The sequence below is a fragment of the Bradyrhizobium acaciae genome, from assembly GCF_020889785.1.
Taxonomy (GTDB): Bacteria; Pseudomonadota; Alphaproteobacteria; order Rhizobiales; family Xanthobacteraceae; genus Bradyrhizobium; species Bradyrhizobium acaciae.
The window spans coordinates 20027-41829 of record NZ_JACMYK010000060.1 but is presented as its reverse complement, the minus strand read 5'-3'; the positions used below and the strand labels follow the sequence as shown (position 1 = coordinate 41829).

28 protein-coding genes are annotated in these 21803 nt (G+C 62.4%); 7 read left to right on the top strand and 21 right to left on the bottom strand.

The features are described from left to right. The first annotated feature begins 18 nt into the window (after positions 1 to 18). Together H8A92_RS22300 and H8A92_RS22295 are read left to right on the top strand one after the other, a co-directional pair. Positions 19 to 771, top strand: a complete 753-nt coding sequence (locus H8A92_RS22300; protein WP_229197735.1) for a DUF72 domain-containing protein — start codon at positions 19 to 21, stop codon at positions 769 to 771. A gap of 347 nt (positions 772 to 1118) precedes the next feature. Then, positions 1119 to 1550, top strand: a complete 432-nt coding sequence (locus H8A92_RS22295; protein WP_229197734.1) for a CBS domain-containing protein — start codon at positions 1119 to 1121, stop codon at positions 1548 to 1550. 193 nt (positions 1551 to 1743) lie between these two features. Here the strand turns inward: H8A92_RS22295 and H8A92_RS22290 are convergent, their stop codons facing one another. From H8A92_RS22290 to H8A92_RS22265, 6 genes are read right to left on the bottom strand one after another with little or no spacing between them, the layout of a single operon-like run. Further along, complete coding sequence (locus H8A92_RS22290; RefSeq protein WP_229197733.1) at positions 1744 to 1956, bottom strand: hypothetical protein; 213 nt, start codon at positions 1954 to 1956, stop codon at positions 1744 to 1746. 36 nt (positions 1957 to 1992) lie between these two features. Beyond that, positions 1993 to 2148 carry a hypothetical protein gene (locus H8A92_RS22285; RefSeq protein WP_229197732.1) on the bottom strand — a complete coding sequence of 52 codons (156 nt, stop codon included), beginning with the start codon at positions 2146 to 2148 and terminating at the stop codon, positions 1993 to 1995. Between the two features lie 24 nt (positions 2149 to 2172). Then, complete coding sequence (locus tag H8A92_RS22280) at positions 2173 to 2358, bottom strand: hypothetical protein (RefSeq protein WP_229197740.1); 186 nt, start codon at positions 2356 to 2358, stop codon at positions 2173 to 2175. A 32-nt stretch (positions 2359 to 2390) separates the two neighbouring features. Further along, positions 2391 to 2570 (bottom strand): hypothetical protein, encoded by a 180-nt coding sequence (locus H8A92_RS22275; protein WP_229197739.1) that lies wholly within the window; start codon positions 2568 to 2570, stop codon positions 2391 to 2393. Positions 2571 to 2625: 55 nt separating this feature from the next. Then, positions 2626 to 3969, bottom strand: a complete 1344-nt coding sequence (locus H8A92_RS22270; protein ID WP_229197731.1) for a PQQ-dependent sugar dehydrogenase — start codon at positions 3967 to 3969, stop codon at positions 2626 to 2628. Beyond that, entirely contained in the window at positions 3969 to 4445 is a 477-nt protein-coding gene (locus H8A92_RS22265; RefSeq protein WP_229197730.1) for a DUF2231 domain-containing protein, read from the bottom strand. The genes H8A92_RS22270 and H8A92_RS22265 overlap by 1 nt, the downstream gene beginning before the upstream one ends. Before the next feature lie 135 nt (positions 4446 to 4580). Between H8A92_RS22265 and H8A92_RS22260 the strand changes: the two genes are divergently transcribed. After that, positions 4581 to 4727 (top strand): hypothetical protein, encoded by a 147-nt coding sequence (locus H8A92_RS22260; protein WP_229197729.1) that lies wholly within the window; start codon positions 4581 to 4583, stop codon positions 4725 to 4727. 39 nt (positions 4728 to 4766) lie between these two features. Here the strand turns inward: H8A92_RS22260 and H8A92_RS22255 are convergent, their stop codons facing one another. Next, on the bottom strand, positions 4767 to 5096 hold the full coding sequence (locus H8A92_RS22255) for a four-helix bundle copper-binding protein (RefSeq protein WP_229197728.1): 330 nt from the start codon (positions 5094 to 5096) through the stop codon (positions 4767 to 4769). A gap of 56 nt (positions 5097 to 5152) precedes the next feature. Next, positions 5153 to 5359 carry a hypothetical protein gene (locus H8A92_RS22250; RefSeq protein WP_229197727.1) on the bottom strand — a complete coding sequence of 69 codons (207 nt, stop codon included), beginning with the start codon at positions 5357 to 5359 and terminating at the stop codon, positions 5153 to 5155. Between the two features lie 131 nt (positions 5360 to 5490). On the opposite strand from H8A92_RS22250, the gene H8A92_RS22245 reads away from it, so the two are divergent. Beyond that, positions 5491 to 6702 carry an MFS transporter gene (locus tag H8A92_RS22245; protein WP_274613445.1) on the top strand — a complete coding sequence of 404 codons (1212 nt, stop codon included), beginning with the start codon at positions 5491 to 5493 and terminating at the stop codon, positions 6700 to 6702. 21 nt (positions 6703 to 6723) lie between these two features. Here H8A92_RS22245 and H8A92_RS22240 read toward each other — a convergent pair whose 3' ends face one another. From H8A92_RS22240 to H8A92_RS22190, 12 genes are all read right to left on the bottom strand, one after another. Beyond that, the gene (locus tag H8A92_RS22240; protein ID WP_229197725.1) at positions 6724 to 7809 is read right to left on the bottom strand and encodes a YihY/virulence factor BrkB family protein; all 1086 of its coding nucleotides are present in this window, start codon (positions 7807 to 7809) and stop codon (positions 6724 to 6726) included. Positions 7810 to 7811: 2 nt separating this feature from the next. Next, positions 7812 to 8315 carry a phage holin family protein gene (locus H8A92_RS22235; protein ID WP_229197724.1) on the bottom strand — a complete coding sequence of 168 codons (504 nt, stop codon included), beginning with the start codon at positions 8313 to 8315 and terminating at the stop codon, positions 7812 to 7814. Between the two features lie 78 nt (positions 8316 to 8393). Continuing rightward, complete coding sequence (locus H8A92_RS41060) at positions 8394 to 8879, bottom strand: mechanosensitive ion channel family protein (protein ID WP_338026593.1); 486 nt, start codon at positions 8877 to 8879, stop codon at positions 8394 to 8396. Continuing rightward, a complete protein-coding gene (locus H8A92_RS41055; RefSeq protein WP_338026592.1) occupies positions 8879 to 9211 on the bottom strand; it encodes a mechanosensitive ion channel family protein in 333 nt (110 codons plus the stop codon). The genes H8A92_RS41060 and H8A92_RS41055 overlap by 1 nt, the downstream gene beginning before the upstream one ends. A 103-nt stretch (positions 9212 to 9314) precedes the next feature. Further along, positions 9315 to 9746 carry a hypothetical protein gene (locus H8A92_RS22225; protein WP_229197723.1) on the bottom strand — a complete coding sequence of 144 codons (432 nt, stop codon included), beginning with the start codon at positions 9744 to 9746 and terminating at the stop codon, positions 9315 to 9317. Positions 9747 to 9762: 16 nt separating this feature from the next. Beyond that, entirely contained in the window at positions 9763 to 9984 is a 222-nt protein-coding gene (locus tag H8A92_RS22220) for a hypothetical protein (RefSeq protein WP_163159239.1), read from the bottom strand. Positions 9985 to 10015: 31 nt separating this feature from the next. Beyond that, the gene (locus H8A92_RS22215; protein WP_229197722.1) at positions 10016 to 10876 is read right to left on the bottom strand and encodes a hypothetical protein; all 861 of its coding nucleotides are present in this window, start codon (positions 10874 to 10876) and stop codon (positions 10016 to 10018) included. A 349-nt stretch (positions 10877 to 11225) separates the two neighbouring features. Beyond that, positions 11226 to 11426, bottom strand: a complete 201-nt coding sequence (locus H8A92_RS22210) for a hypothetical protein (RefSeq protein ID WP_229197721.1) — start codon at positions 11424 to 11426, stop codon at positions 11226 to 11228. A gap of 129 nt (positions 11427 to 11555) precedes the next feature. Then, positions 11556 to 12302: a Crp/Fnr family transcriptional regulator gene (locus H8A92_RS22205; RefSeq protein WP_229197720.1), complete on the bottom strand. Its 747-nt coding sequence runs from the start codon at positions 12300 to 12302 to the stop codon at positions 11556 to 11558. Position 12303: 1 nt separating this feature from the next. Beyond that, a complete protein-coding gene (locus H8A92_RS22200; protein WP_229197718.1) occupies positions 12304 to 15474 on the bottom strand; it encodes a CheR family methyltransferase in 3171 nt (1056 codons plus the stop codon). 354 nt (positions 15475 to 15828) lie between these two features. Beyond that, positions 15829 to 16104 carry a hypothetical protein gene (locus H8A92_RS22195; protein WP_229197716.1) on the bottom strand — a complete coding sequence of 92 codons (276 nt, stop codon included), beginning with the start codon at positions 16102 to 16104 and terminating at the stop codon, positions 15829 to 15831. Beyond that, on the bottom strand, positions 16104 to 17114 hold the full coding sequence (locus H8A92_RS22190) for a chemotaxis protein CheB (RefSeq protein WP_229197714.1): 1011 nt from the start codon (positions 17112 to 17114) through the stop codon (positions 16104 to 16106). The genes H8A92_RS22195 and H8A92_RS22190 overlap by 1 nt, the downstream gene beginning before the upstream one ends. On the opposite strand from H8A92_RS22190, the gene H8A92_RS22185 reads away from it, so the two are divergent. From H8A92_RS22185 to H8A92_RS22175, 3 genes are all read left to right on the top strand, one after another. Then, positions 17089 to 17607, top strand: a complete 519-nt coding sequence (locus H8A92_RS22185; protein ID WP_338026590.1) for a response regulator — start codon at positions 17089 to 17091, stop codon at positions 17605 to 17607. The two genes, H8A92_RS22190 and H8A92_RS22185, sit on opposite strands and share 26 nt — an antisense overlap. 393 nt (positions 17608 to 18000) lie before the next feature. Further along, complete coding sequence (locus H8A92_RS22180) at positions 18001 to 18171, top strand: hypothetical protein (RefSeq protein WP_229197713.1); 171 nt, start codon at positions 18001 to 18003, stop codon at positions 18169 to 18171. Positions 18172 to 18226: 55 nt separating this feature from the next. Next, a complete protein-coding gene (locus H8A92_RS22175) occupies positions 18227 to 18460 on the top strand; it encodes a CDK5RAP3 family protein (protein ID WP_229197712.1) in 234 nt (77 codons plus the stop codon). An 899-nt stretch (positions 18461 to 19359) separates the two neighbouring features. Here the strand turns inward: H8A92_RS22175 and H8A92_RS22170 are convergent. Then, positions 19360 to 21660 carry an FdhF/YdeP family oxidoreductase gene (locus H8A92_RS22170; protein ID WP_229197711.1) on the bottom strand — a complete coding sequence of 767 codons (2301 nt, stop codon included), beginning with the start codon at positions 21658 to 21660 and terminating at the stop codon, positions 19360 to 19362. Positions 21661 to 21803 lie beyond the last annotated feature (143 nt).

Here is a 21803-nt window from a genome sequence, read left to right as displayed (position 1 = left end):
GATTGGACATAGCTCGCGATGGCGCGCATTTTGATTGGTACATCCGGCTGGCACTATGCGTCCTGGCGCGGAGCGTTCTTCCCCAAGGGACTGCCGGTCAAGCGGCAGTTGGATTACTACGCACGCCATTTCCAGTCGGCGGAGCTGAATGGCGTGTTCTACCGCACGCCGACGCAAAAGGCGGTTGCCGGCTGGCGCGAAGCGATCGGCGACGATTTCGTATTTTCATGGAAAGCCTCGAAATTCATCACCCACTGGAAACGGCTGTCCGCCAATTCCGTCAATAGTCTTGCATTGCTGGAGAGCCGGCTGTCGATACTGCGCAACAAGGCTGGGCCAATCCTGTTCCAGCTGCCGCCCAACTTCACCGCGGATGCCGAGCGGCTGGCTTCGTTCCTCAAGCTCTTGAAGCGACGCCGGCGCTACGCGTTCGAGTTCCGTCACCCGAGCTGGTACGTTCCGCACATCCTGAAACTCCTCGCCGAACGCAATATGGCGCTATGCATTTCCGATCACCATGACGCACCCTCCCCCTGGAGGCGCACCGCCGACTTCGTCTATGTCCGCGGCCATGGTCCCGGTGGACGCTACAGTGGGCATTACAAGCCGGCCGAACTTGCCGATTGGGCGAAGCGCCTTCGTAGCTGGAAACGGCAGGGCTGCGATGTCTATGTCTACTTCGACAACGATCAAAAGAGCGCCGCACCGGCCGATGCAGCCAGGCTTTGCGATCTGCTCGGCTCGGCAGTCCCGCGGCGGCATTCGTCGTAGGAATGAACGATTTCCCCCTGCGACATTGACCGTCACCTGTGAAGCTGACATCGCGTGATCGACGCGCTGCCAAACTTGATCAAGCCACTGCACTACGGCTGCCGATTTCAAGAACAGCGACGCCACGATGATTTGCCAAAGCGGATTATGTCTTTGAGATTTCGTGGCGACGGCCGGAAAAAGTCCCTCCGCCGGTCGATCTATTGAGCGTCATCGAAAAGCATTTTGCCGTCAAATCCTTCGAACTGACCACCGAGAATGGCAGATAACTCCGCACAAAGTTAGGAACGTCGCTCCGAACCGCATCGTTAGGCCGTCGAGACACCCAACCAAATGGAGAGGCGATCATGAGGATTAGCGATGCGATGACACCCGAGGTCCAGCTGTGCACCCCCGATAGCACGCTCCGCGACGTCGCCGAAGCGATGGGAACGCTGGGCGTTGGCATGCTGCCGGTTGCCGACAATGAGCGCCTGGTCGGGATGATCACGGATCGCGACATCGCGGTTCGTGGCATCGGAATGGGCCGAGGTCCGGACTCGAGGGTCGGCGACATCATGACCGCAGAGGTGAAGTATTGCTTCGAGGATCAGGAGATCGAGGATATCGCCCAGAACATGGGAGCGATCCAGGTCCGGCGCCTTCCCGTACTGGACCGGGACAAGCGCCTGGTCGGCATCATCGCACTCGGAGATATCGCGCAGATCCAGCCGAATGACGGTACAGGCGCGGCTCTGAGTCTAATCTCGCGGCCGACGACGCAACACGCGCAACTCTAGGCAGATTCTCGCTCAGCCGCTCCAGAGCTCCGGCTCGGAGCGGGAGAGCTCCAAGGTACGCCGATGCCGGCTTATGTTCCCTGGATGTTGATTGCCGTGGGGATGGTGGCGCTGATCGTCACGGCACTGCTATTCGCCTAGTCTGGCGTTCGGTCCACCGCGTCCCAAGCTCGATCCGACAACCGGCAACAAATCAGCTCGCGTGCTTGGTGAGAGCAGCCTCACCCTCCCCTCGCCCAGGCACGCTGACATGGACCTCGTGCCCCATCCTGATCGCCAGCGCAGCAGCGGCTGCAGCGGACTCGAACGCAGCCTCCTTGGTGGCGTATCCACCATTGACATTGCCGTCATGTAAAACGCCCCATTCTTCGCCGGATGCGATCACCGCATATTGAGCCAGTCCCATCGTCTCCTCCAAGATAAGTGCTGAGGTAACGCAGCATTACGTCTCATTCCGCTTATATCTCTCACGGACGATCTGATCGGCAGCCTGAACCGCGCGCCGGCTACGGAAATGGTACCGCAGAACCCCGAAAATCAGAGCCGTGAGCAGCACGAGCGCTGCGATGCCGTAGATGATTTCGAGGCCCATATCCATTCAGTGTCTCCAAGCGCTCGCGCATCACTTCGTGTTCGATTCATGCCACTTTTCCAAATCCGGCTTCTCGTCCTCGGAGCGCTGCTCCTTCTCCGGATTGCCCTTCCATGGCTTGTCGGTTTGCGCATGCGAGCCCCAGTCACTTTGGCGCCCACGATCCGGTGTCACAGGTTTTTTGTTCATATCGATCTCCCTCAAATGCAGAAGCATCTTCGTCCCGATCGGTTCCTAAAGCGCCTCGTTCAGGGCCCGCCGGCAACGGAGCCCGCGATCACCATGACCAACGCATCGAGGTCGATCGTGCCGCTGACCGACAGGTCCGCGGTCTCCTGTACGCGGAGCAGATCCGGCCGGTTGGCCGCCTGCCGCTTCAATTCGCCCGTGATCGCATCTCTGAGCTTTTCTTCGAGCATGTTCGACACGTTTCGCCTCCGTGATTGAACCTGGTGGCTTATGGGGCGGATGGCCGGCGTGCCGTCAAAGGCCGCCCGAGGCGCTGACGCGCCACACCGTGTTACCGACATCGTCGGCGATCAAAAGCGCACCGGACTTGTCGATCGCCAATCCCACCGGGCGGCCGCGAGACTTTTCATCTTCACTCAAGAACCCGGTGACGACGTCCTGCGCAGGTCCGTTCGGGCGGCCGTCGGCAAACGGCACGAAGACGACCTTGTACCCGTTGAGCTGCGGCCGATTCCAGCTGCCATGCTCGCCGATGAAGGCACCGCCCCGATAGGACGACGGCAACTTGTCGCCGGTATAGAAGGCAAGTCCCAGCGGCGCGACGTGCGAGCTCAACGCATAATCCGGCGCGATCGCCTTCGAAACGAGGTCTGGGCGCTGCGGCTTCACGCGCGGATCCACGTTTTGACCGAAATAGCTATAAGGCCAGCCGTAGAAGGCGCCCTCCTTCACCGACGTCAGATAGTCCGGCACAAGGTTCGGGCCGATCTCGTCGCGTTCGTTGACGACCGCCCACAACGCATGGCTTTGCGGCTCGAAGGTCAGACCATTGGGATTGCGTAACCCGCTGGCAAAGATCTTCCAGCGGCCGGTGGCGCGCTCAACCTGGAGGATCGCGGCGCGGTTCTTCTCTGCCTCGATGCCGTTCTCGGTGATGTTGCTGTTGGAGCCGACTCCGACATAGAGCAAGTTGCCGTCCGGGCTCGCCGCCAAGCTCTTGGTCCAATGGTGGTCGATCGGCCCTCCGGGAAGCTCCGTCAGGGTCTGGCCCGGCTCCGTGATCTTGGTCTCGCCTTCGTGATACGAGTAGCGGACGATTGCATCGGTGTTGGCAACGTAGAGATTGTTACCTACCAGCGCGACACCGAACGGTGAATGAAGGTGGTCCAGGAAGATGCTCTGCATCTCCGGCTTTCCGTCGCCGTTGCTGTCGCGCAGCAGCGTGATGCGATTGCTTTCCCCGGTATCGCCACCCGACGTCGCCCACGACTCCACCCATTTCATGATGAAATCCTTGGGCCGCTTGATCGGCTCGGTCCCCGGGGCCTTGGATTCGACAACGAGGATGTCCCCGTTCGGAAGCACATAGAGCGATCGGGGATGCTGCAATCCGGTGGCAAGCGCATTGATCTGCAGCGTGTCCGGTACCTTTGGCTTCTCGCCCTGCTTCCATCCCACCACCGAAGCGACGTGCATCGGCGGCATCAGGTACTGTTCCAGCGCCGGCAGGTCGGGTCGTGCACCGATCTGGGTTTTCGGGTCAGGCGCTGTTTCCTTGCTGCAACCTGCAAGGCACAACCCGGTTACCAGCACCGTGGCAAGTTTAACGTGAGTGGTTCGTGTCCGATCGATCCCCATCAGCCGGCCACTCCAACCCGATAATGATAAACCATCGCCCAGCCGAGCCAGCCCGTGAACAACATGACGAGCACCGTCAGCGCCGACAGCACCAGCCCGGTCGGCACCACCGAGGTCCAGGCATCGCGGCTGTGGATGAAGGCGTTGAACAGCGCGAGCAGCATCACGACCACGTTGCCGACCATATGAAACCACGCATACGGGAGGCTGCGGATCAGGCGATTGCTCAGGAAGTCGATCAAGCCGGCGATCGCAGCAAGGCCGCCCATGATCAGCCCTGCGAACAACAGCCAAGCCGAGAAATTGGCCCACTGCATCTCGGCCGTTTGCCAGTAGGCAATGTCGGTCGCCAAGGTGCCAACAAAGCAGGCGATCGGAAACGGCACCAGCATCGGGTGGATGGGGTGTGCGCCTATCCTTGCCGTCGAAGCGGGATTGACAGGACGCGTGGCGACTGCTGTCACCTCTTGTTGCATTTGCGCAGCTCCGAAAGAGGCCCAACGGCAGGTTCGAAGCGAAGTTCCTAAGTGCGCGGTCTCGTCACGGACCGCGTTAGGAACCAACCTGCATCGGCAGCGTCGGGATAGAGTTTCCACGAGCAGGACGCCGACATGGTCAGAGAAGGTCCCGCTGAACCGGCACCGCCGAGCATCGCCGAGACGACGCAAGCAAGGCAGGCACGCCCATTCGGCATGATCGTCACGTCGGTCATCATTGCGCTGGCGATCATTGTCCTCATCTACGTCCTGATGAAATAGACGAGGACTGCCGGAATCCACGCGAAGGGAGACCGGCGGTCAGGCTGCCATCTTCCGGCAGGATTCTGCGCACGCGCGGCATATGGCTGCGCATTGGTCCATGCCGCCAACGCGATCGCAATCCTCGGCACATTCACCGCAGATTTCCGCGCATTCGCGGCACGTATGCTTGTGGTGCGGGGTGTTGATCAACATGAAGTGGGCCGCCGTCCGGCACATCTCCGCGCACGCTATCATCAGGCGGAAATGCGCCGGTTCAACATGCTTGCCGCCGGTGACGAGGCAATGGTTCATGGCCGTACCGACACAGGTCCTGTAGCAGGACAGGCAAGTCTCAACGCATCGGTTCATTTCCTCAGAAAACGCCATAGGCAACTCCATTGACCGGTGTTGAAAGGTTCTGGATCAGCATGAAACGGCCGCACTTATCCGGCGTGCCGGTCGACAGGCGCCGCCGTCAGCAGCCGTCGCAGGTAGCGAAGCCCGTCGAAAGTCAGCTTCGTCTCGCTCACCTCGCCGCGCGCGACCTCCGCCTCGAGAAAGGTCTCGAGTTCTGGGAGCGCGCGATCGAACTTGTCCGCGATGCCCATCAGGTCGCAGGTTTCCTTGATCCGCTCGATCGGCTTTTCCAATACGTTGATCTGAACCATTTGGCACAAGCGTGCGTCATGTCGTTGGTTCCTATGCCCGCGACCGCAGGGCCGTTGCGGAAAAATATCAATCCGCTGGGGCTTCATTCGGCGATTATGCGCGTTCATGGAACATGAGCCGCCGCAAAGCACAAACATCCGCTACCGCTGCACGTCTATGGCCGCTGCTTGCGGTGAACTTCTTCATGGCGGACATGCAGTCCGGGATCGGGCCGTTCGTCGGTGTCTTCCTGCAGTTGCATGGCTGGACCAGCGGCCTGATCGGGACCGCGATGACGCTCGGCAATATGGCAGGCATGCTGATCACGACCCCGATCGGCGGCTGCATCGATGCCACGAACCACAAGCGGACATGGGTGATCGTACCCGGCGTTGCCGTCGTGCTGGCTTCAGCCGTTATCCTGGTGTCGCAAACGTTTTGGGCCGTCGCCTTGTCCCAGGTTGCAACATCGATCGGGGGCGCGGCTATCGTTCCGGCCGTCACCGGGATCACCCTCGGCATCGTCAGGCAGCGCGGGTTCAACCGGCAGAACGGCCGCAACCAGGCCTTCAACCACGCGGGTAACATGGTCGGCGCCGCGGCATCCGGCTATCTCGGCTGGCAATATGGCTATGTGGCGGTCTTTCTGCTCGCCGCGCTATTTGGCGCAGTCACGATTGCCTGCGTGCTGTCGATCCCGCCCGATAGCATCGACCACCGCGCCGCGCGCGGCAAGGAGGAGGATCCGGACAGCCAGCCCAGTGGCTTCAGCGTGCTAGTGAAGCACAGGCCGCTAATGGTGCTGGCTGTCGCCCTGGCCGCATTTCATCTCGGCAACGCGGCGATCGTGCCACTCTATGGCCTTGCCGCCGTCGCCGGCGGGCACGCCAATGGCCCGAGCTTTGTCGCAACCACCATCGTGGTGGCCCAGGCCGTGATGGTCCTCGCCTCGATCGCCGGCATGCACGCGGCCGAGCGCCGCAACTACTGGATCGTCCTGCTGCTGTCATTTCTGGCTTTGCCGGTGCGCGGCGTGCTCGCCTTTTTCCTCTCCGGCTGGTTGGGCGTGCTTCCGGTTCAGATTCTCGACGGCGTCGGCGCCGGATTGCAGAGCGTCGCCGTGCCGGGAATGGTGGCGCGATCGCTGAACGGAACCGGCCGCGTCAACCTGGGGCAAGGCGCCGTGATCACGATCCAGGGCATCGGCGCGTCGCTCAGCCCCGCGCTTGGCGGCTGGATCGCGCAGTGGGTTGGCTATGGCCCGGCCTTCCTGGTGCTTGGCGGATTGGGATTGCTATCGGTCGTGATCTGGATCGCTTTCCGACCGACCGTGCGGCACTACTGAAGCGGCCCGCCGCGGATCGGGCTATGCCGCCTTGCCGACCGTGTCGGCCATTCTTGCGCCGCGCGCGCCGAGTGGCTTGCGGCGGCCCTCGGTCGAATCGATGACGGTCTGATGCTCGATCTCCGAGTTCAGTTCGGCCCCGCACAGCACGATGATGGCGGACATCCACATCCAGGTCATCAGGCCAATGGCAGCTCCCAGCGAGCCGTAGGTCGCGCTGTAGTTCCCGAAGTTCGCCAGATACCAGGACAGCAACGACGAACCGATAAGCCACAACACGGCCGCGGCAACGGCGCCGACGCTGAGCCATTGCCAGCGCGGTTTGGTTCGGCTGGGGCCATAGCGGTACAGGACCGCAAGCGCGACGAGGAGGAGGAGCACGAGGATCGGCCACCGGCCGAACCGGACAATCAGTTCGGCCCGCGTGCCCAGGCCAACCTGCTGCAGCAGAAGCGGGACGACCACAACTGCTCCGACCATCAGCATGATCGAAATCAGGGCGGCGATCGTGAACGAGAGCGACATCAGATTGAGTTTGATGAAGCCGCGCTTTTCCTTCTCCTCGTAGACGACATTGAGCGCGTCGAAGACCGCCTTCATGCCGGCATTGGCGCTCCAGATCGCGACCAGCAGTCCAACGGCAAAGGTTAGGCCAAGGGTCGAAGTGCCCTTCGCGAGCACGCGCGCAATCTGGTCCTGGACGACGGCAAATGAGCCTTCGGGAAGCATCAGCGCAAGACTCTGCAGATTGGACGAGATGGTGGACGGATCTGCGAACAGGCCATAGCTCGAGACCAGCGCAGTGATGGCCGGAAAGATCGCCAGCAGACCGTAGAACACGACGCCGGCGGCGGTCGCCAGCAACCGGTCCTCATCGATCTGCTGCCAGGTTCGCAGCAGAATATCCTTCCAGCCGGCAGCCGGAATTTGCAGTGGCGTGTCCGCCAGCCGTCCGCGATCCTGCTCTTCAGCCAACGCGGGCTCCGCGCCCTGCTCCAGTTCGACCGGCGTCTCCGGTTGGGACACATGTCGATAGATCGCCAGGGTTGCCAGCGCCGTTGCACCGGCAAGCATCAGGTCGTTCGGCCAACTGGAGCGCGGAGCCATCGCTAATCCTGGAAGGCGTCCGGCCGACGCCTGAAACGCGATGCGGCGAACCAGCCGACGAGCATGATCGCAGCCCCTGCCGCCAGGGCTTGGGTCGTGGGATCGACGCCCGCGGCCGCTCCTGGCCGGGAAGCCGCGATCAGGCGGGCCGCAACGGGGGCCGCAATCGATCGCTTGAGCATGTCCGCCTGCCGACTTGGCCGCGGTACTTCCGGTGCCGGACGCGCGAGCAGTGCACGGCCCACCACAAAGCCCGCGAGCGCGATGACGAGAAACGCACACCCCACCACGGCATATGCGATCCAGATGTCGAAACGCACCTCAAGAGCGTGAAAGGCCGCCGCTACCCCAATCCCGATCGCGACCACGAGCGACACCGCACCGACCAGCATGAAGCCGCCTGCTAGCGCGTAGCCGGTCACCAGATGCCCGATCCACTGTCGTAAGTCTCCGAGATAAGAGCGGAAGATCAAGCTCAGCGAAGACGGTCGGGAGTTGGCGCCCATATCGATATCCTTGCTAATTCCTTGGCAATATCCATTGCAAGTCGGCAACCGACAACCCGGCAGGATGATCGACGTTCCCTACCCCGCCGCGCGTGACGGCTCGGGCCGGGTGGCGTTTGCATCAGCAAGCATCGTGCTGACGAGGTCCATGAGCCGCTGCTTCACCGCGTCGGCCTCGGCCGGTTTGGCCTTGGCGCTGACCGTCAGCTCGACGATCGGATCAACGGCATCAGAGATGTCGACCACTTTGGAGACGTGGACCTCGGGCGCGGGCTGCGGCTCGATCCTGGAGTCCTCGCGCAGGTGTTTCAATATGTGCTCGCCGATCCGCGCGATCGGACGCCCAGAGCGCACCGGGAACGACACCTTCACCTCGCCCGTGCCGGGATAGGTGCTGTGATTGATGATCGCGCTGCCCCATACCGAACCGTTGGGCAGCAGGATCTGGGTGTTGTCGGCCGTAATCAGCTCGGTCATGAACAGCGACAGGGCATGCACCTTGCCAGCCTTGCCGGCGACCTCCACGTCATCGGCGATCCGGAACGGCCTGAACAACAACAGCATCACGCCGGCGGCAAGGTTCGATAGCGTCCCTGCAAGGCCAGCCCGATGGCCGGCGACGTGGCACCGAGCACCGCGACGAGGCTTGCCGTCTGGATGCCGAACAGCTGCAAGACGGCGATACCGACCACTGCGAGCACAGCATAGCGGGCCAGGCTGGACAGGAACACCGTGACCAGGGCGTCGACGCGGTGCGTTGCGGCAAGTACGCGCGAGACAAAGCGCTGGGCGATGCCGGAGGCGTACCAACCGAGGATCAGCAGCAGGATGGCGAACACTGCGTTGAGCCCGTAAAGAACCAGCGTCGCCTTCAGCGTTTCGAAATTGAGCGTCATCGGCTTTCCTGTGGCAAAGGCGACCGGCCGGTCACCACAAGCAAGCCAAACGCAGCTGCGAAACTCGCGTTCCCGAACGCGTGGTCTGCGGCACGCCGAATGCCTAGCCGCCTGGAGCGTGACTTGCGCGCGGAGGAAGGGTGCTGGGGAACGGCCGCGCCACCATCAGCGTCGCGCGCTCGTTGGTTTCCAGCGCGATCTTCTGGGCAAGCATGACGTCGCCAGGCACCAGAAAACCGACAGGACGGAAGCACCAACCCAGCACGACGCGATCTCGGCTGTCCATCTCATAGACGTTGGTCGATGTCCCGTAGCAGATCCGGTATCGCTTGCCAGATTCTGAGCCGACGACGTCGAAGCGCCTGTATTTCTCAAATTGCGACCGCTGCTCCGGTGACAGCCATGCGGACAACAGCGCAATTCCGCGCGCCTCAATTCGTTCATAGGCCTGCCAGCGCTCCCGGACCGCGGCCGCGGTCGCGCATATCGTGTTGCTGGCGCGCCGAAACACAGACGACAGCGACACCTCGGGCATACGAGCCATCATGGCGTCAACCGCCGACCAGTCTGGGATAGAACAGGGTTTCCTCGGCGGCCGGATCAAGCGTGCGAACCAGTGCGGCCTCGCCGGAGGACCTCCGCACTGCGGCGGTATAGCCTTCCGCCGTCAATTCAGCGAAGCGCGCATTGGCCCAAGCGAGCTGCTCGCTGTCGTTCGGGTCGAACTGCTGCCTCGTGTCACCGGAGTGATCCATCACCAAGATCGTCGCCATCATTGTCTCCCTTGAAGGACGTTCAATTGCATCAGACGATCGGCACGGCCGTCGTCGGTCTGCCACCCATCCACTCCGGCAGCGTTGCGCCATCGCGATGGCGGCCACCGGCACAAGCCGCGGCCCAGGCCGCGACCGCACCGAACAGCAGCGCCGCCGCCACCGAGAACGCCAAGATCACCGCACTGCGCCGTGATCGCTGAATGGCAGTTCTGGCATCGCCAATCACGCTGTCGACGCGCTTCTCCGCCTCGGCAGCAGCCAGGCCGGTCGTGGCCGCAACTTGCTGAATCAGATAGCTGTGATCTTCGGCGCTGATCCCGCTATGGCTCGAGCTGGTCAGCAGGATACGGCCCGCCTCTGCGCGCTCGTAACCGATGTCGATGTTGGCCGGGCGCCGTACGGACCGGTACAGATGGTCAAGCTCTGCGCTCAGGAGCGGCTCCGCGGCCGTCGCGGATGGCCGGTTCTGAATCACCGGGCGCGCGGTCGACATGCCCACCAGCGCGACGATTGCCGCGCCCAGGATGACAGCGAGCGCCCAAGCCGTCAGACCATGAAGCCCGTCGCGGCTTTCGATCATATCCGCCGGCATATCCGCCGGCATAGCGCCGATCACGCGCTGCGCCCGGCCCGCGATGTACCCGCCGACGCTGAAGCTGACCAGCGCCTGCAAGATCAGGTAAAGCCCGGACAACAGCGCAAGCGCTGCCGATGCATCGCGCCATGACGGCGAACTCGAACTCACGCCCAGGCCGATGGCAGCACCGAAGCCGATCAGAATCGCCGTCAGCGCCGCCGCAGTGAGCGCGCCGGCAACGACCGGGCTCCACTGTAGCCGAAGACCGGTCCTGTTGGCGGCGGACACGGCAAGCCCATGCTCGTTATCCATGACGCGCCTACCGCAGTCCGAAGAACGACAATATCGCGAGAATGACCACGATCAGTCCCACCAGATAAATCAGCTGGTTCATGCAAGCCTCCTCCGCTTACTTCCTGCTGACAATCTGCCCGTGAAGCCAAAGTTCCTACGCGAACGCGCGCCCGCGTCGCTGCACGCATCTCAATTCGAGAAAAGAAAAACCCCGGCTCAGGGGTTGGGAGCCGGGGTCCGAGTGGAGTTCTCTCAGTCAAACTGATGCACCTTCAGAGCCACCGTTTATGGGTAGTGCGCGTGTCGAGACACGTTCCGGCACAAATCTCTGCAAATGTGCACCGCGATATCGGCGACGCCGCGACTTTCAGGGCCACATGCTTGGGACGGTGCGCAGAGCGGCGCGGCCGGCGCGCCTGAGTTCTTCGATCGACGAGCGTCCCTCGCGAACAGCCTGCAGCAGTCCAGATGCAACACCGGTCCGCCGCGTCGTGTTGGAGCGCGGGACGTCGGTGCAGACTTCGTCGTGCACCGCGCGAAGCACGGCCACCGTCTCGCCATCGCGCATCACGCTCTCCCATGCTTTTTTGTGACTGGACCGAAAGCCTAACGCGGGGCAGCACGACGCGACTTTAAGTATGTTAAGACAGTGCGGAAATTCGCGCCGTCACGCGGCAGACGCTGCAAGGGACAACACCTAGCCGCGCCGCTTGGTGTGTAGATAATCCGCTGAAAACAGCGCAGTGTCCTTGAGGACCTTCAAATCGGTGATCGTCAGCGTTCGGTCCCGAAGCACGATCAGGCCCGAGCTGCGCAGTTCCTGCAACGTCCTGTTGACGTGGACCACGGACAGGCCGGTCGCATCGGCCAGGTCCATTTGTGTAATCGGGAACAGGCAGGAGCCGTCCTCGATCATGTCCACGGGAAGCAGCCGCTCGTGGAGTTCGCACAGCAGGTGCGCGATCCGTTCCAGCGCCACCCGCCGACCGATATTGACCGTCCATTCCCGCTGGATCGCGCTGTTTACCATGGTTTCGCACCACATGGCTTCCGCCACCGAACGATCGCTCGCCAGGAGCTGCTCAAACGCGCTCCGCTTGATCGCGGCATAAGTAACCGGGGTCAGAGCACCGATCGAATGATCCATTGCCGTCAGCAGATAGACGCAAGCGTCGCAGCAATCGCCGGGCAGGACGAAGTTGACGATCTGCCGGCGGCCGTCCTCCAGCGTCTTGTAGCGGCAGAGCCAGCCCGACAGGATCATCCGGACACTGTCGATCGGATCGCCCTCGCTCACAAGGTCTTCGCCTGGACGTGCGCGCTGCAGTCCTTCCAGGATCGCTTGCTGCAGCAATGCGATCCCTCGTTCGGACAATTGCCGCAAGGCATTGAGTCGCCGGATCACCGGCTGCGCGAGCGTCCCCTCGAGCATCGGGGGATGCATCTCAGTTCCCCATACTCGGCGTATGGATGGTTTGCGGGCTCATCGGAATTGCGATCGTGCACTGAAGGCCCGGTGGATTGAAATCGAGGGTGCTCTTGCCCTTGAACTCGAACGCCAGTGTCCGCTCCAGCAACTCGGATCCAAATCCCCTGCGATGCGGCGGCGTCACCGCCGGCCCGCCCCGTTCGCGCCAGTCAAACACAAGCTGTTGTGGCTCGGCCGCATCATCAATGCGCCAGTTGACTTCGATCCGGCCGGCCGTCGCGCTCAGCCCGCCATACTTCAAGGCGTTGGTTGCAAGCTCGTGGATCGCCAGCGCGAACGTCTCCGCGGCCTTGGGTTGCAGGCGGATTTTGGGGCCCGAGACCTTCAATTGCTCGCCCTCTCGGGCATTGTAGGCCAGCAACTCCTCGACCACGAGGTATTCGAGGTCGACGCCACCATCCGGATCGCGCGTCACCAGCGATTGGGTGCGCGCAAAGGCGTTGAGACGGCCGTCGAGATGCGATGCATAGTCCTCGACGCTGGCGCTGGTTTCGGCGGAGCGACGCGCGATCGAGCGGACCACACCGAGCGTGTTGCGGACGCGGTGTTGCAATTCGGCAAGCAGCAGCCTTTGCCGCTCCTCGGCACGCGTGATCGCGGTAACGTCGATGAAGGTGATCACGACGCCGGCAATGAAATTGTCGATGCTGCGATAAGGCAGGATTCTCACGATATACCGGGTGCCGCTGTCGGGCGCAGTCAGTTCGCGTTCGGCACTCGCCAACGTCCGCAGCACGCGGCGAACGTCGTCGTAAAGCTCCTCGATCGGAATGCGCGCCTTGATATGCGCGATCGGGCGGCCGACATCGGTCTCGACCAGATGCAGCAACTGCGTGATCGCCGGCGTGAAGTTCATCACCTTCAGATCGTTGTCCAGGAACACCGTTGCGATCTGGGTGCTTTCGAGGAAGTTCTTCAGGTCGCTGGTGGCCCGGGTCAGCTCCTGCACGCGGTGCGCCAGTTCGCCGTTGACCGTGGTCAGCTCCTCATTGACCGACTGCAATTCCTCGCGCGAGGTCTCAAGTTCCTCGTTGGCCGATTGCAGCTCCTCATTGAGCGACTGGTATTCTTCGTTGGAGGACTTCAACTCCTCATTGGTGCTTTCGAGTTCCTCGATCGTGGCTTGCAGCCGTTCGCGGGTAGCGCGCAGCTCGCTCTCCAGCCGCTCGACATGCTCGGTCCTGACCAGAGCATCGGGATTGTTCTCGGGCTGATCCACCGGGCGGATCGGACCATCCTTGAACAGGACCACGAAATTGCGCTGCCCCGCGGGCGCATCCGGAATTGGTTCGACCGTGATATCGACCAGCACGCGATGTCCATTGACGCCGAGTTGCACCTGCTCGGCGTGCGCGGCCTCATTCGTTTCAACGGCACGGCTTAAGGCGGTACGCAGTTCAAGCCTCAGATCGCGATGAACGAGTTGCAGCAGGTCGAGCGTCGCCGCGCCGGCGGTCGGCTCGATGTAGCGGCCGGTGCGGCCGGAAAAATGCAGGATGTGGAAATGGTCGTCGGTGATCACATAGGCCGGCGCATAGCGCTCGGCGAGACGCTGGGCGCGGCGCTCGAGGCCGACATCGGGGCCGATGGAGCGCACGGCCGGGATGTCGATCGCGGCTCTTCCGGCAGCCGTGGTGATGGGAAATTCCGGCGGCAGCCTCGTCCCGGTCTCGAGCTTTCTGAAGATGCGCGCGCGGCGATCAACCGGAGCGAACAGCTTGGGATGCCTCGTGACGTTCTCTGAGTTGCCGAGAAACAGGAAGCGATCCGCGAGCAGCGCGAAGTGGAACAGCGGGATCACACGGTTCTGCAGCTCGGCGTTGAGATAGATCAGGAGGTTGCGGCACGAGACCAGATCGAGCTTCGAGAACGGCGCATCCTTGATGACGTTGTGCTGCGAGAAGATGCACATCTCGCGCAGCTCCTTGACGATGCAATAAGTGTCGCCCTCGCGCACGAACCAGCGCGCCAGCCGCTCCGGCGTCATGTCGTTTTCGATGCTGGTCCGATATCGACCGACCCGCGCGGTGGCGAGTGCACGGCCGTCGATATCGGTCGCGAAGATCTGCACCTGCGGCACCGAGTCGAGGCCGGCCATGTGCTCGCGGAGCAGGATGCCGATCGAATAGGCCTCCTCCCCCGTGGCACAGCCAAGCACCCAGACGCGCACCTGCTGGCCAGCCCCCTTTCCCTCGAAAATCTTCGGGATGACCTGCGTTTCCAGAACGTCGAACTCCTTCTTGTCACGGAAAAACTCCGTGACCCCGATCAGGAGGTCGTTGAACAGGTGCTGCGCCTCGTCCTTGTCGTTCCTCAGGAAATCGACATAGGCGGAAATATCGTCGATCTGCACCACCTGCATGCGGCGCTGGACACGGCGCAGGAACGTGTTCTGCTTGTAGCCGTGGAAGTCGTTACCGGTCTTGTTGCGGAGGATATCCGCAATACGCGCGAGCGAAGTTGCGGCTGCGGCCAACACCTCGTCAAAGCCTTGCTTCTCGTCGAGCCGGCGAAGGTGTCGAGCATAAACGTCGATATGCTCGGGAATGTCCTCGGGCGGTAGCACGAAGTCGGCGATCGCAACTGCCGAATTGCCTTCATTGTGCGGGTCGGATTGGCCGTCCCCGATACGCTCGGCGATTGCCAGGCCGCCATGATCCTTCAGGGTCGCAACCCCGAGCGTGCCGTCGCCGCCGGTGCCGGCAAGCACCACGCCGATGGATTGCTCGGCACGCCCCTCGGCCAGCGAGACCAGAAAGCTGTCGATGGTCGCCCGCTCGCCCCGAGCTTGCTCCGCGCGCCGGACCGCGAAACGGTCGCCATGCATGGTGGTGACCATGTCGGACGGACAAAGATGGATCGTGCCCCCTTCCACGAGTTGACCGTCACTGATCTCCGATAGTTTCGCTCCATCCGATTGTTGCAGCGCTTGGCGCAGCCGGCCGTCTTCGATCGCATCCCGGTACTGCAACACGAGCACGATGGCCTGGTCCGGATTAAGCGTCAGCTTCGAGAAGAATCGTTCGATGCTATCAAGCGCGCCAGCGGACGCGCCCACGCCCACGACCAGCGGCGCCTTGGATTGGCGCTCTTCGTCTCCGCCCTCGGGTTGGCCAACATCATCCATGATTGCAGCGGCTCTCGTTCTCCTGCCGGCGTCTCGCCCGCGCCTTTTGATAGCAGAGTTTAGTCCTATCCCAATGGGATAAGTGGGAATTTTCCGATCTGCCGGGAACCTCAATGCCGGCCGATTGCCCTCCAAAGCCGGAGCCCGTCATGTTCGCTTGACGGCAGCGGACCCGACGATAAACGCAGCCGGAGAGCTTCCGGCCCGATCAGGCGCACGGAACAGCGGTCGCCGATGCCCGACGTCTCCTTGACGGGAGTGCCCCCTGGCGTCGGCGCATCCTGCAACAGTTTGACCATCTGCTAGGGCTCGAGCGGAATTCAGCGCACCAAGGCGGGTCCTCGATTCTCCTCCCTAGGCTAGTTGAGATCTGACCCGCTCTTCGAGGTAAGCGACCCGCTGCACGATCAGGGTGCGATGCCGCTCCCACTCGACCAAAGTTTCCTTGAGCAGGCTGATCAGGCGCTCAGCCTGGTTGGTATCGTGGCCGGCCCGCTGCAGCCAATCCAGGAGATCCTGCTGATTGCGAATACGCGTCCAGCCCTCCTCGATATCGACGTCTGCCTTCACCAACTGCGCTCGCTCAGACCGCAATTGCGCGGCCCAGTTCGCATGTTCAGCGCTGGCCATCACGGTTCCTTCCGCGCCGGTCGCTTCGGATCGAGTGATTCTAGCATGACGCTGCGGATCATGTCGGCATATTCGCGATACTCGGCGGCGCGAGCGTCGTACATCTGCGCGACTGCCGCACGTCCGCTCTGGCGGCCGTCCTCGGCCATCCGGTGCACCAGCTCAGCACGCTCCTCGATGATGCGCAGCGCGACCCGAAGCGCCTCATCGACCCGGCCCTCCTGCTCCTTGGCAAGGGCATCGGCCGTATAGGCATGGCCGACCTGACAGCGAAATCGCAGCGGATGGCCCATCCTGAGCACGGAAAGAACACCTCCGCACCCCGGACAGGTCAGCGGTGCCGGATCGGCAATCTCGACCAGCGTATCGCTACCGATCCGTTCCCCCGCTGCAATTTTCACCTCCAGCACGATCTCGGGCGGAATCGGCAGAACGGCGCCGGCTCGCTCCCGAACCAGATCCGACAGCACATCGCCAAGCCGTGCTCCCGGAACACACAGGTCGACCGTGGTCGCCTCCAGCGCCCGAAGCGGCATTTCGTCGGAGATGGCGTCCTGGGGCTCCTGAACCAATGCAATCCCCCCGCAACGCTTGATCGCGTTGAGACCCGCCGCGCCGTCGGACAACAGGCCGCTCAGTACCACGCCGATCACCCGCGGTCCGTAGTGCAGCGCGGCCGAGCGAAACAACGCGTCGATCGCTGGCCGCACCAGGTTCTCGCGCGGCCCCCGCCCGAGCATCATATGGCCGTCATGGATCAGGAGATGATGGTCCGGCGCCGCAAGGTAGACATGGCCGTTCTCGATCACCATGCCGCTTTCCGCCTGTCGGACCGGCAGCTTGCCGGCCGCGCTCGCCACCGTCGAGAGGATGCCGATGCCGTGTGCCGGTATGTGCAATACGACGAATATCGCGGCCGGCAGGTCGGTCGGCAACCGGCCGAGAATAACCTTCAAAGGTGCAGTCGCTCCCGCCGAACCGCCGATGACGATGATGTCGCGATTGGGCATGGAACTGGCCCTTTCAACGTTGTTTGCAACAAGGCGTGCTTTCGTCCTATGTTCCAATTTTGCGGTGATTTCACGCCGGAAGGCTGGAGCCGATATGTCTGAATTTGCTGCCGGTTCGCGCGAACGTCCCCTCCTGACCGGACGGCGCGTCCTGATTGTCGAAGACGAATATTTTCTCGCCGATGACATGGGCAGCGCATTCCGTTCGCTCGGCGCCGACATCGCCGGTCCGGTCGGCGACATCGACGACGCCATTCGCATGCTGCACGATGGCGGCGTCATCGACGGCGCGGTGCTCGACGTGAACATCCGCAAGCAGATGATCTATCCGGTCGCGCGTGAGCTGCGCGCGCGCGGCGTGCCGATCGTATTCACCTCGGGATACGACAGGATCGTGATCAATAACGAGTTCGCGGACATCGCGTTGTGGGAAAAGCCCCTCGACCATCGCGCCATGGCGCAGAGCCTCGCGGGCATGATCCTGCGCGCGTGATTGCAGCTGGGTTCCGAGGTGCCTAATGCTCTGGTTCAAGCGCGAAAATCCGCCGTGCACCTTCCCAGATCTCGATGACCTTGCCGTCCAGATGTTGCCGGGGCCTGCCGGGCCGCCTCCGCATCGTTGGCGCAATCCAAGATGCGCGGCGGATCGGTAACGTGCCCGTCATGGTCCAGAACTACACCCGATAGGCCGCCACGCACGATTCCCCGATCATCCATCCTCCGCCATAGCGTAGTGCGAGGCCGTGAACCATGACGTTGGTTAATTCCGAGGACGAGCAGGCGCTGCGGAGAAAAGAAATCCGGCGCGCGCTTTGCAAATGTTAAGGCGCACCTTGGCAAGTTGACTCACGATGCCCGCGTCACGATATCGGACGGGGGATGCGTAATGACCGAGATCGAAAGACGTATCGAGCAGCTGGAGCAGACGGCCGCAGAGCGGGCGCTGGTCGCCGACCTCTCAACCGTCAGCGAGACTCGCCTGCGCAATGCGCAATTGGCTGACGAGCTACGCCTCGTCGCCGCGCAACTGCGGACCTTGAGGCCCAACATCAGCTAAGATCGATCACCGGCGAGTTGATCTGTTCGATGCATCCTTGCCATGAAGGACAGCGATGCTGCACGATTCAACCGGCCAGATAGCGAAATGTCGGCAATTGGCCGACGATGCCGACCGACGCGCCGCAACGTCGAGCGACGAAACAGCGCGCAAGGATTACGAACTGCTGGCGCAATCCTGGCGACGATTGGCGCTCAGCCATCAATTCTCCTCGCATCTCGAGCGCTTCCTCGAGGCCGACAAGAAATTGCTCCAGCGGATCCGGGTAACGGGTCCCAAAACCGGCTGACGCGGTCGATGACGCAGTAACGGAACGAAGACGGCCCCAGCTCGCCGCTCTCGTTGGGGCCGCTTCTTTTTTGATGCCGACGAATTAGGACACCCTTACTGACATGCATACTTAAATGCCGTCGGCTGGGACCGAGGCGCAGACTGCCTGGATGTTCAGATTGGAGAAAATGGACGGCGTGGACTTCGGCTTCCTGAGCATCGCGGGATTATCGTTTCTCGCACTCGTCGTCGGCGTCAGCTGCCTTTTGATCGGTTAGGAACTGGCCCCACGCGGCGCCAGTTGTCGCACGTTCGAGGGCTGTCCCTGCCGGCGGCTCTTGGACACCATAGTGCAAGAGCGGCCTCAGCCTGTGCCCCCCGCTGGGGCCGTTTCTTTGGTCTCGCCTTTCCATCATGGAATTAGGGCAGGCGCTTGAATATTCGCCAATTGTTGCCAGAAAGTCTCCTCACGCCGTTGGCTTCCGAGGAATGTCCCGGGCTGGCATTGCTTCAGAATGTCCAGCGATCGCGCGATAACGGCTCGGGAGTTATCGATGATGGCCGCGTCATGTGCAAACGTCGGGCGTGATCTGGGGATAGCTGGAATCGGGCTGGCTAGCGTCATTGCACGCTCCCTCGACCTTGCAGGCGGGAGCGCACTCGGTCTCTCAGCCACCGACGCCTACGGACAGAGCCTCGGCCAGTGATGCAAATACAATAAACCTTGTTCAGGAAAGTTGCTAACCAAAGCTGCGCCTGGAACTTGGGCGCCAGAGAATTCGTCATTCGGCCATTAATATCCGCGTTCCCCGCTCATCGGATGGCGTGCAAAGCTCGGACAGAATGTCGCGACAAAGACGCCACGCGTCCGTGTATGCTCGAATGTGGCGATCGTACCGCAACATGCGCGACTTCAGATTACGCTTCCGCCCTCACCCGCACCGGGATCGACTTGGCCGCAGGCGTCTTCGCCTTCTTCTCGTGATGCCAGAGCGGTAACAGCGGATTGCACTCGGGATAGTAGCCGGCGATGCATCCCTGGGGAATGTCGTACGCCACAATGCGGAGGCCAGCGACCTCACGCATCACGCCGTCATTAGCCGCCGTTGCCAGCGTCACCAACGCGCCTTCCTTCAGCGCAAACCGCTCAATGTCCCCTGGATGCATCAGCACCACATGGCGCGAGCCATGGATGCCGCGAAACCGGTCGTCGTAGCTGTAGATCGTCGTGTTGAACTGGCCATTGCTGCGCAGCGTGATGAGCTGCACCACGTCGGGATCTTTCGTCTCAGTCTTTGGATCGCTGGCAAGCGAAACCGGCACGATAAAGTTGGCCTTTCCGGTCTTCGTCTTCCATTGCCGCTTGCGCGCCGCGAGCGGCCGGTGGAAGCCACCGGGCTGCCAGAGCCGGGCGTTGAAGTCGTGGAAGATATCTGGATAGGTCGCCGCGATCGCGTCGCGAATCCGGCTGTAATCAGCCACCCAATCATCCCAGGGAATGGTCGAGCGCCCCGGCGCCGCAGCCTTCGCCAATTCAGCGATGATCCTCGGCTCGGATAGCAAATGCGGGCTGGCCGGCGTCACCTGGGCACGCGAGCCGTGCATACAGCCGGTCGAATCTTCCATCGCGACTGCCTGTCGACCGGTGGCCTGCTCGTCAAACTCGATGCGGCCGAGGCATGGCAAAATGAACGATACCTCACCATGGACCAGCGCGGAGCGGTTGAGCTTGGTCAGGATGTTGACGGTCAGGCGGAGCTTGCGCCAGGCCGGCTCGACCAAACGATGCTCGGGTACGGCGCGGACCAGATTGCCGCCGAGCAGCACCATCGCCCGCACCGAGCCGTCGATCACCTTCGCGCAGGCCTCGACTGTGGTTAGACCCTTGTTGTCAGGCACATCGATGCCGAACTGCTGCTTGATCTTGTCGGCCGGCACCATCCACGGCTTCTCGGTGATCCCGACGGTCCGCTGCCCTTGCACGTTGGAGTGACCGCGCACCGGAGCGATGCCGGCGCCGGGCCGCCCGACATTGCCGCGCATTAGGGCGAGATTGACCAGGGTCTGCACCGTCTCGACGCCCTGCTCGTGCTGCGTGAGGCCCATCCCGTAGATAAACATCGCCGCCTTGGCCTCCGCGTAGACCGCGGCCGCGGCTTCCAGCGCATCACGCCGCAGACCGGATCGTCTCTCGATCTCCGACCATTCGCAGAGATTTATGGCGTCCGCGAATTCGTCCCAGCCGTGAGTGTGCTCGTTGACGAAAGCCCAATCGATCATCGGATTTGTCGGATCCGCGTGACCGTCCCACCCCAGCAATGCCTTCGCGATGCCCATGATGGCCGCAGTGTCGCCGCCGCTCCTGACCTGATGATATTGCGAGCTGATGCGCGTCGGCTTGTCCGTGAGCATTTCGCCGGGGGCTTGCGGATTGACGAACTCCTCCAGCCCGCGCTCCCGCAGCGGATTGAAGGTCACGATCGGCACGCCGCGCCGGGCTGCGTCCTGAAGCTGATGCAGCATGCGCGGGCTGGATGTGCCGACATTCTGCCCGAAGAAGAAGATGCAATCGGTCTTGTCGAAATCGTCGAGCGTGCAGGTGCCGACCGGCACCCCGATGCTTTCCGGCAAGGCAACCGAGCTCGTCTCGTGACACATGTTCGAGCTGTCGGGCAGATTGTTGGTGCCGTAGGCACGCGCGAACAGGCCATACATGAAGGACGCTTCCAGCGACGCGCGGCCGGACGTGTAGAACACCGCGCTGTCCGGGTGCAGCGCACGCAACTCACGACCGATCTCGGCAAACGCCGCCTCCCAGCTGACCGGCACATACTTGTCGATCGCCGCGTCCCAGCGCATCGGGTGGGTCAACCGGCCGGCGGCCTCCAGATGATGGTCGTCCCAGCCTTCGAGCTCGGTCACGGTCCTTGCTGCAAAGAACTCGGGCGTGACGCGCTTGTGCGTGATCTCCCATGTCGTCGCCTTGGCGCCGTTCTCGCAGAACTCGAACACGCGCGGATCGGCCGGCTTCGCCCAGGCACAGCTAACGCACATGAAGCCACCGGTCTTGTTCTGATGGAGCAGAACACGACTGCCCTTGATGGGAACATGCTCACGGGTCAGACTCTTCGCAAGCGATCGCACCGAGCCCCAGCCGCCGGACGGCGCGTCATACGGTTCGACCTCAAGATCGTCACTCAATCTGCGCTTGTTCGCCATGATTGTCCTCCCGGTCTCATGCGGGCGGCAACGGGCGGCCGTTGCAGCGGAAGGTCCGCTGGAGCCGGTGACCGCGGACCGCCAACCAAGGCCCGCGACTAACGATGGTTCCTACGCAAGTGACGTGGCATTTTCCGCGAACA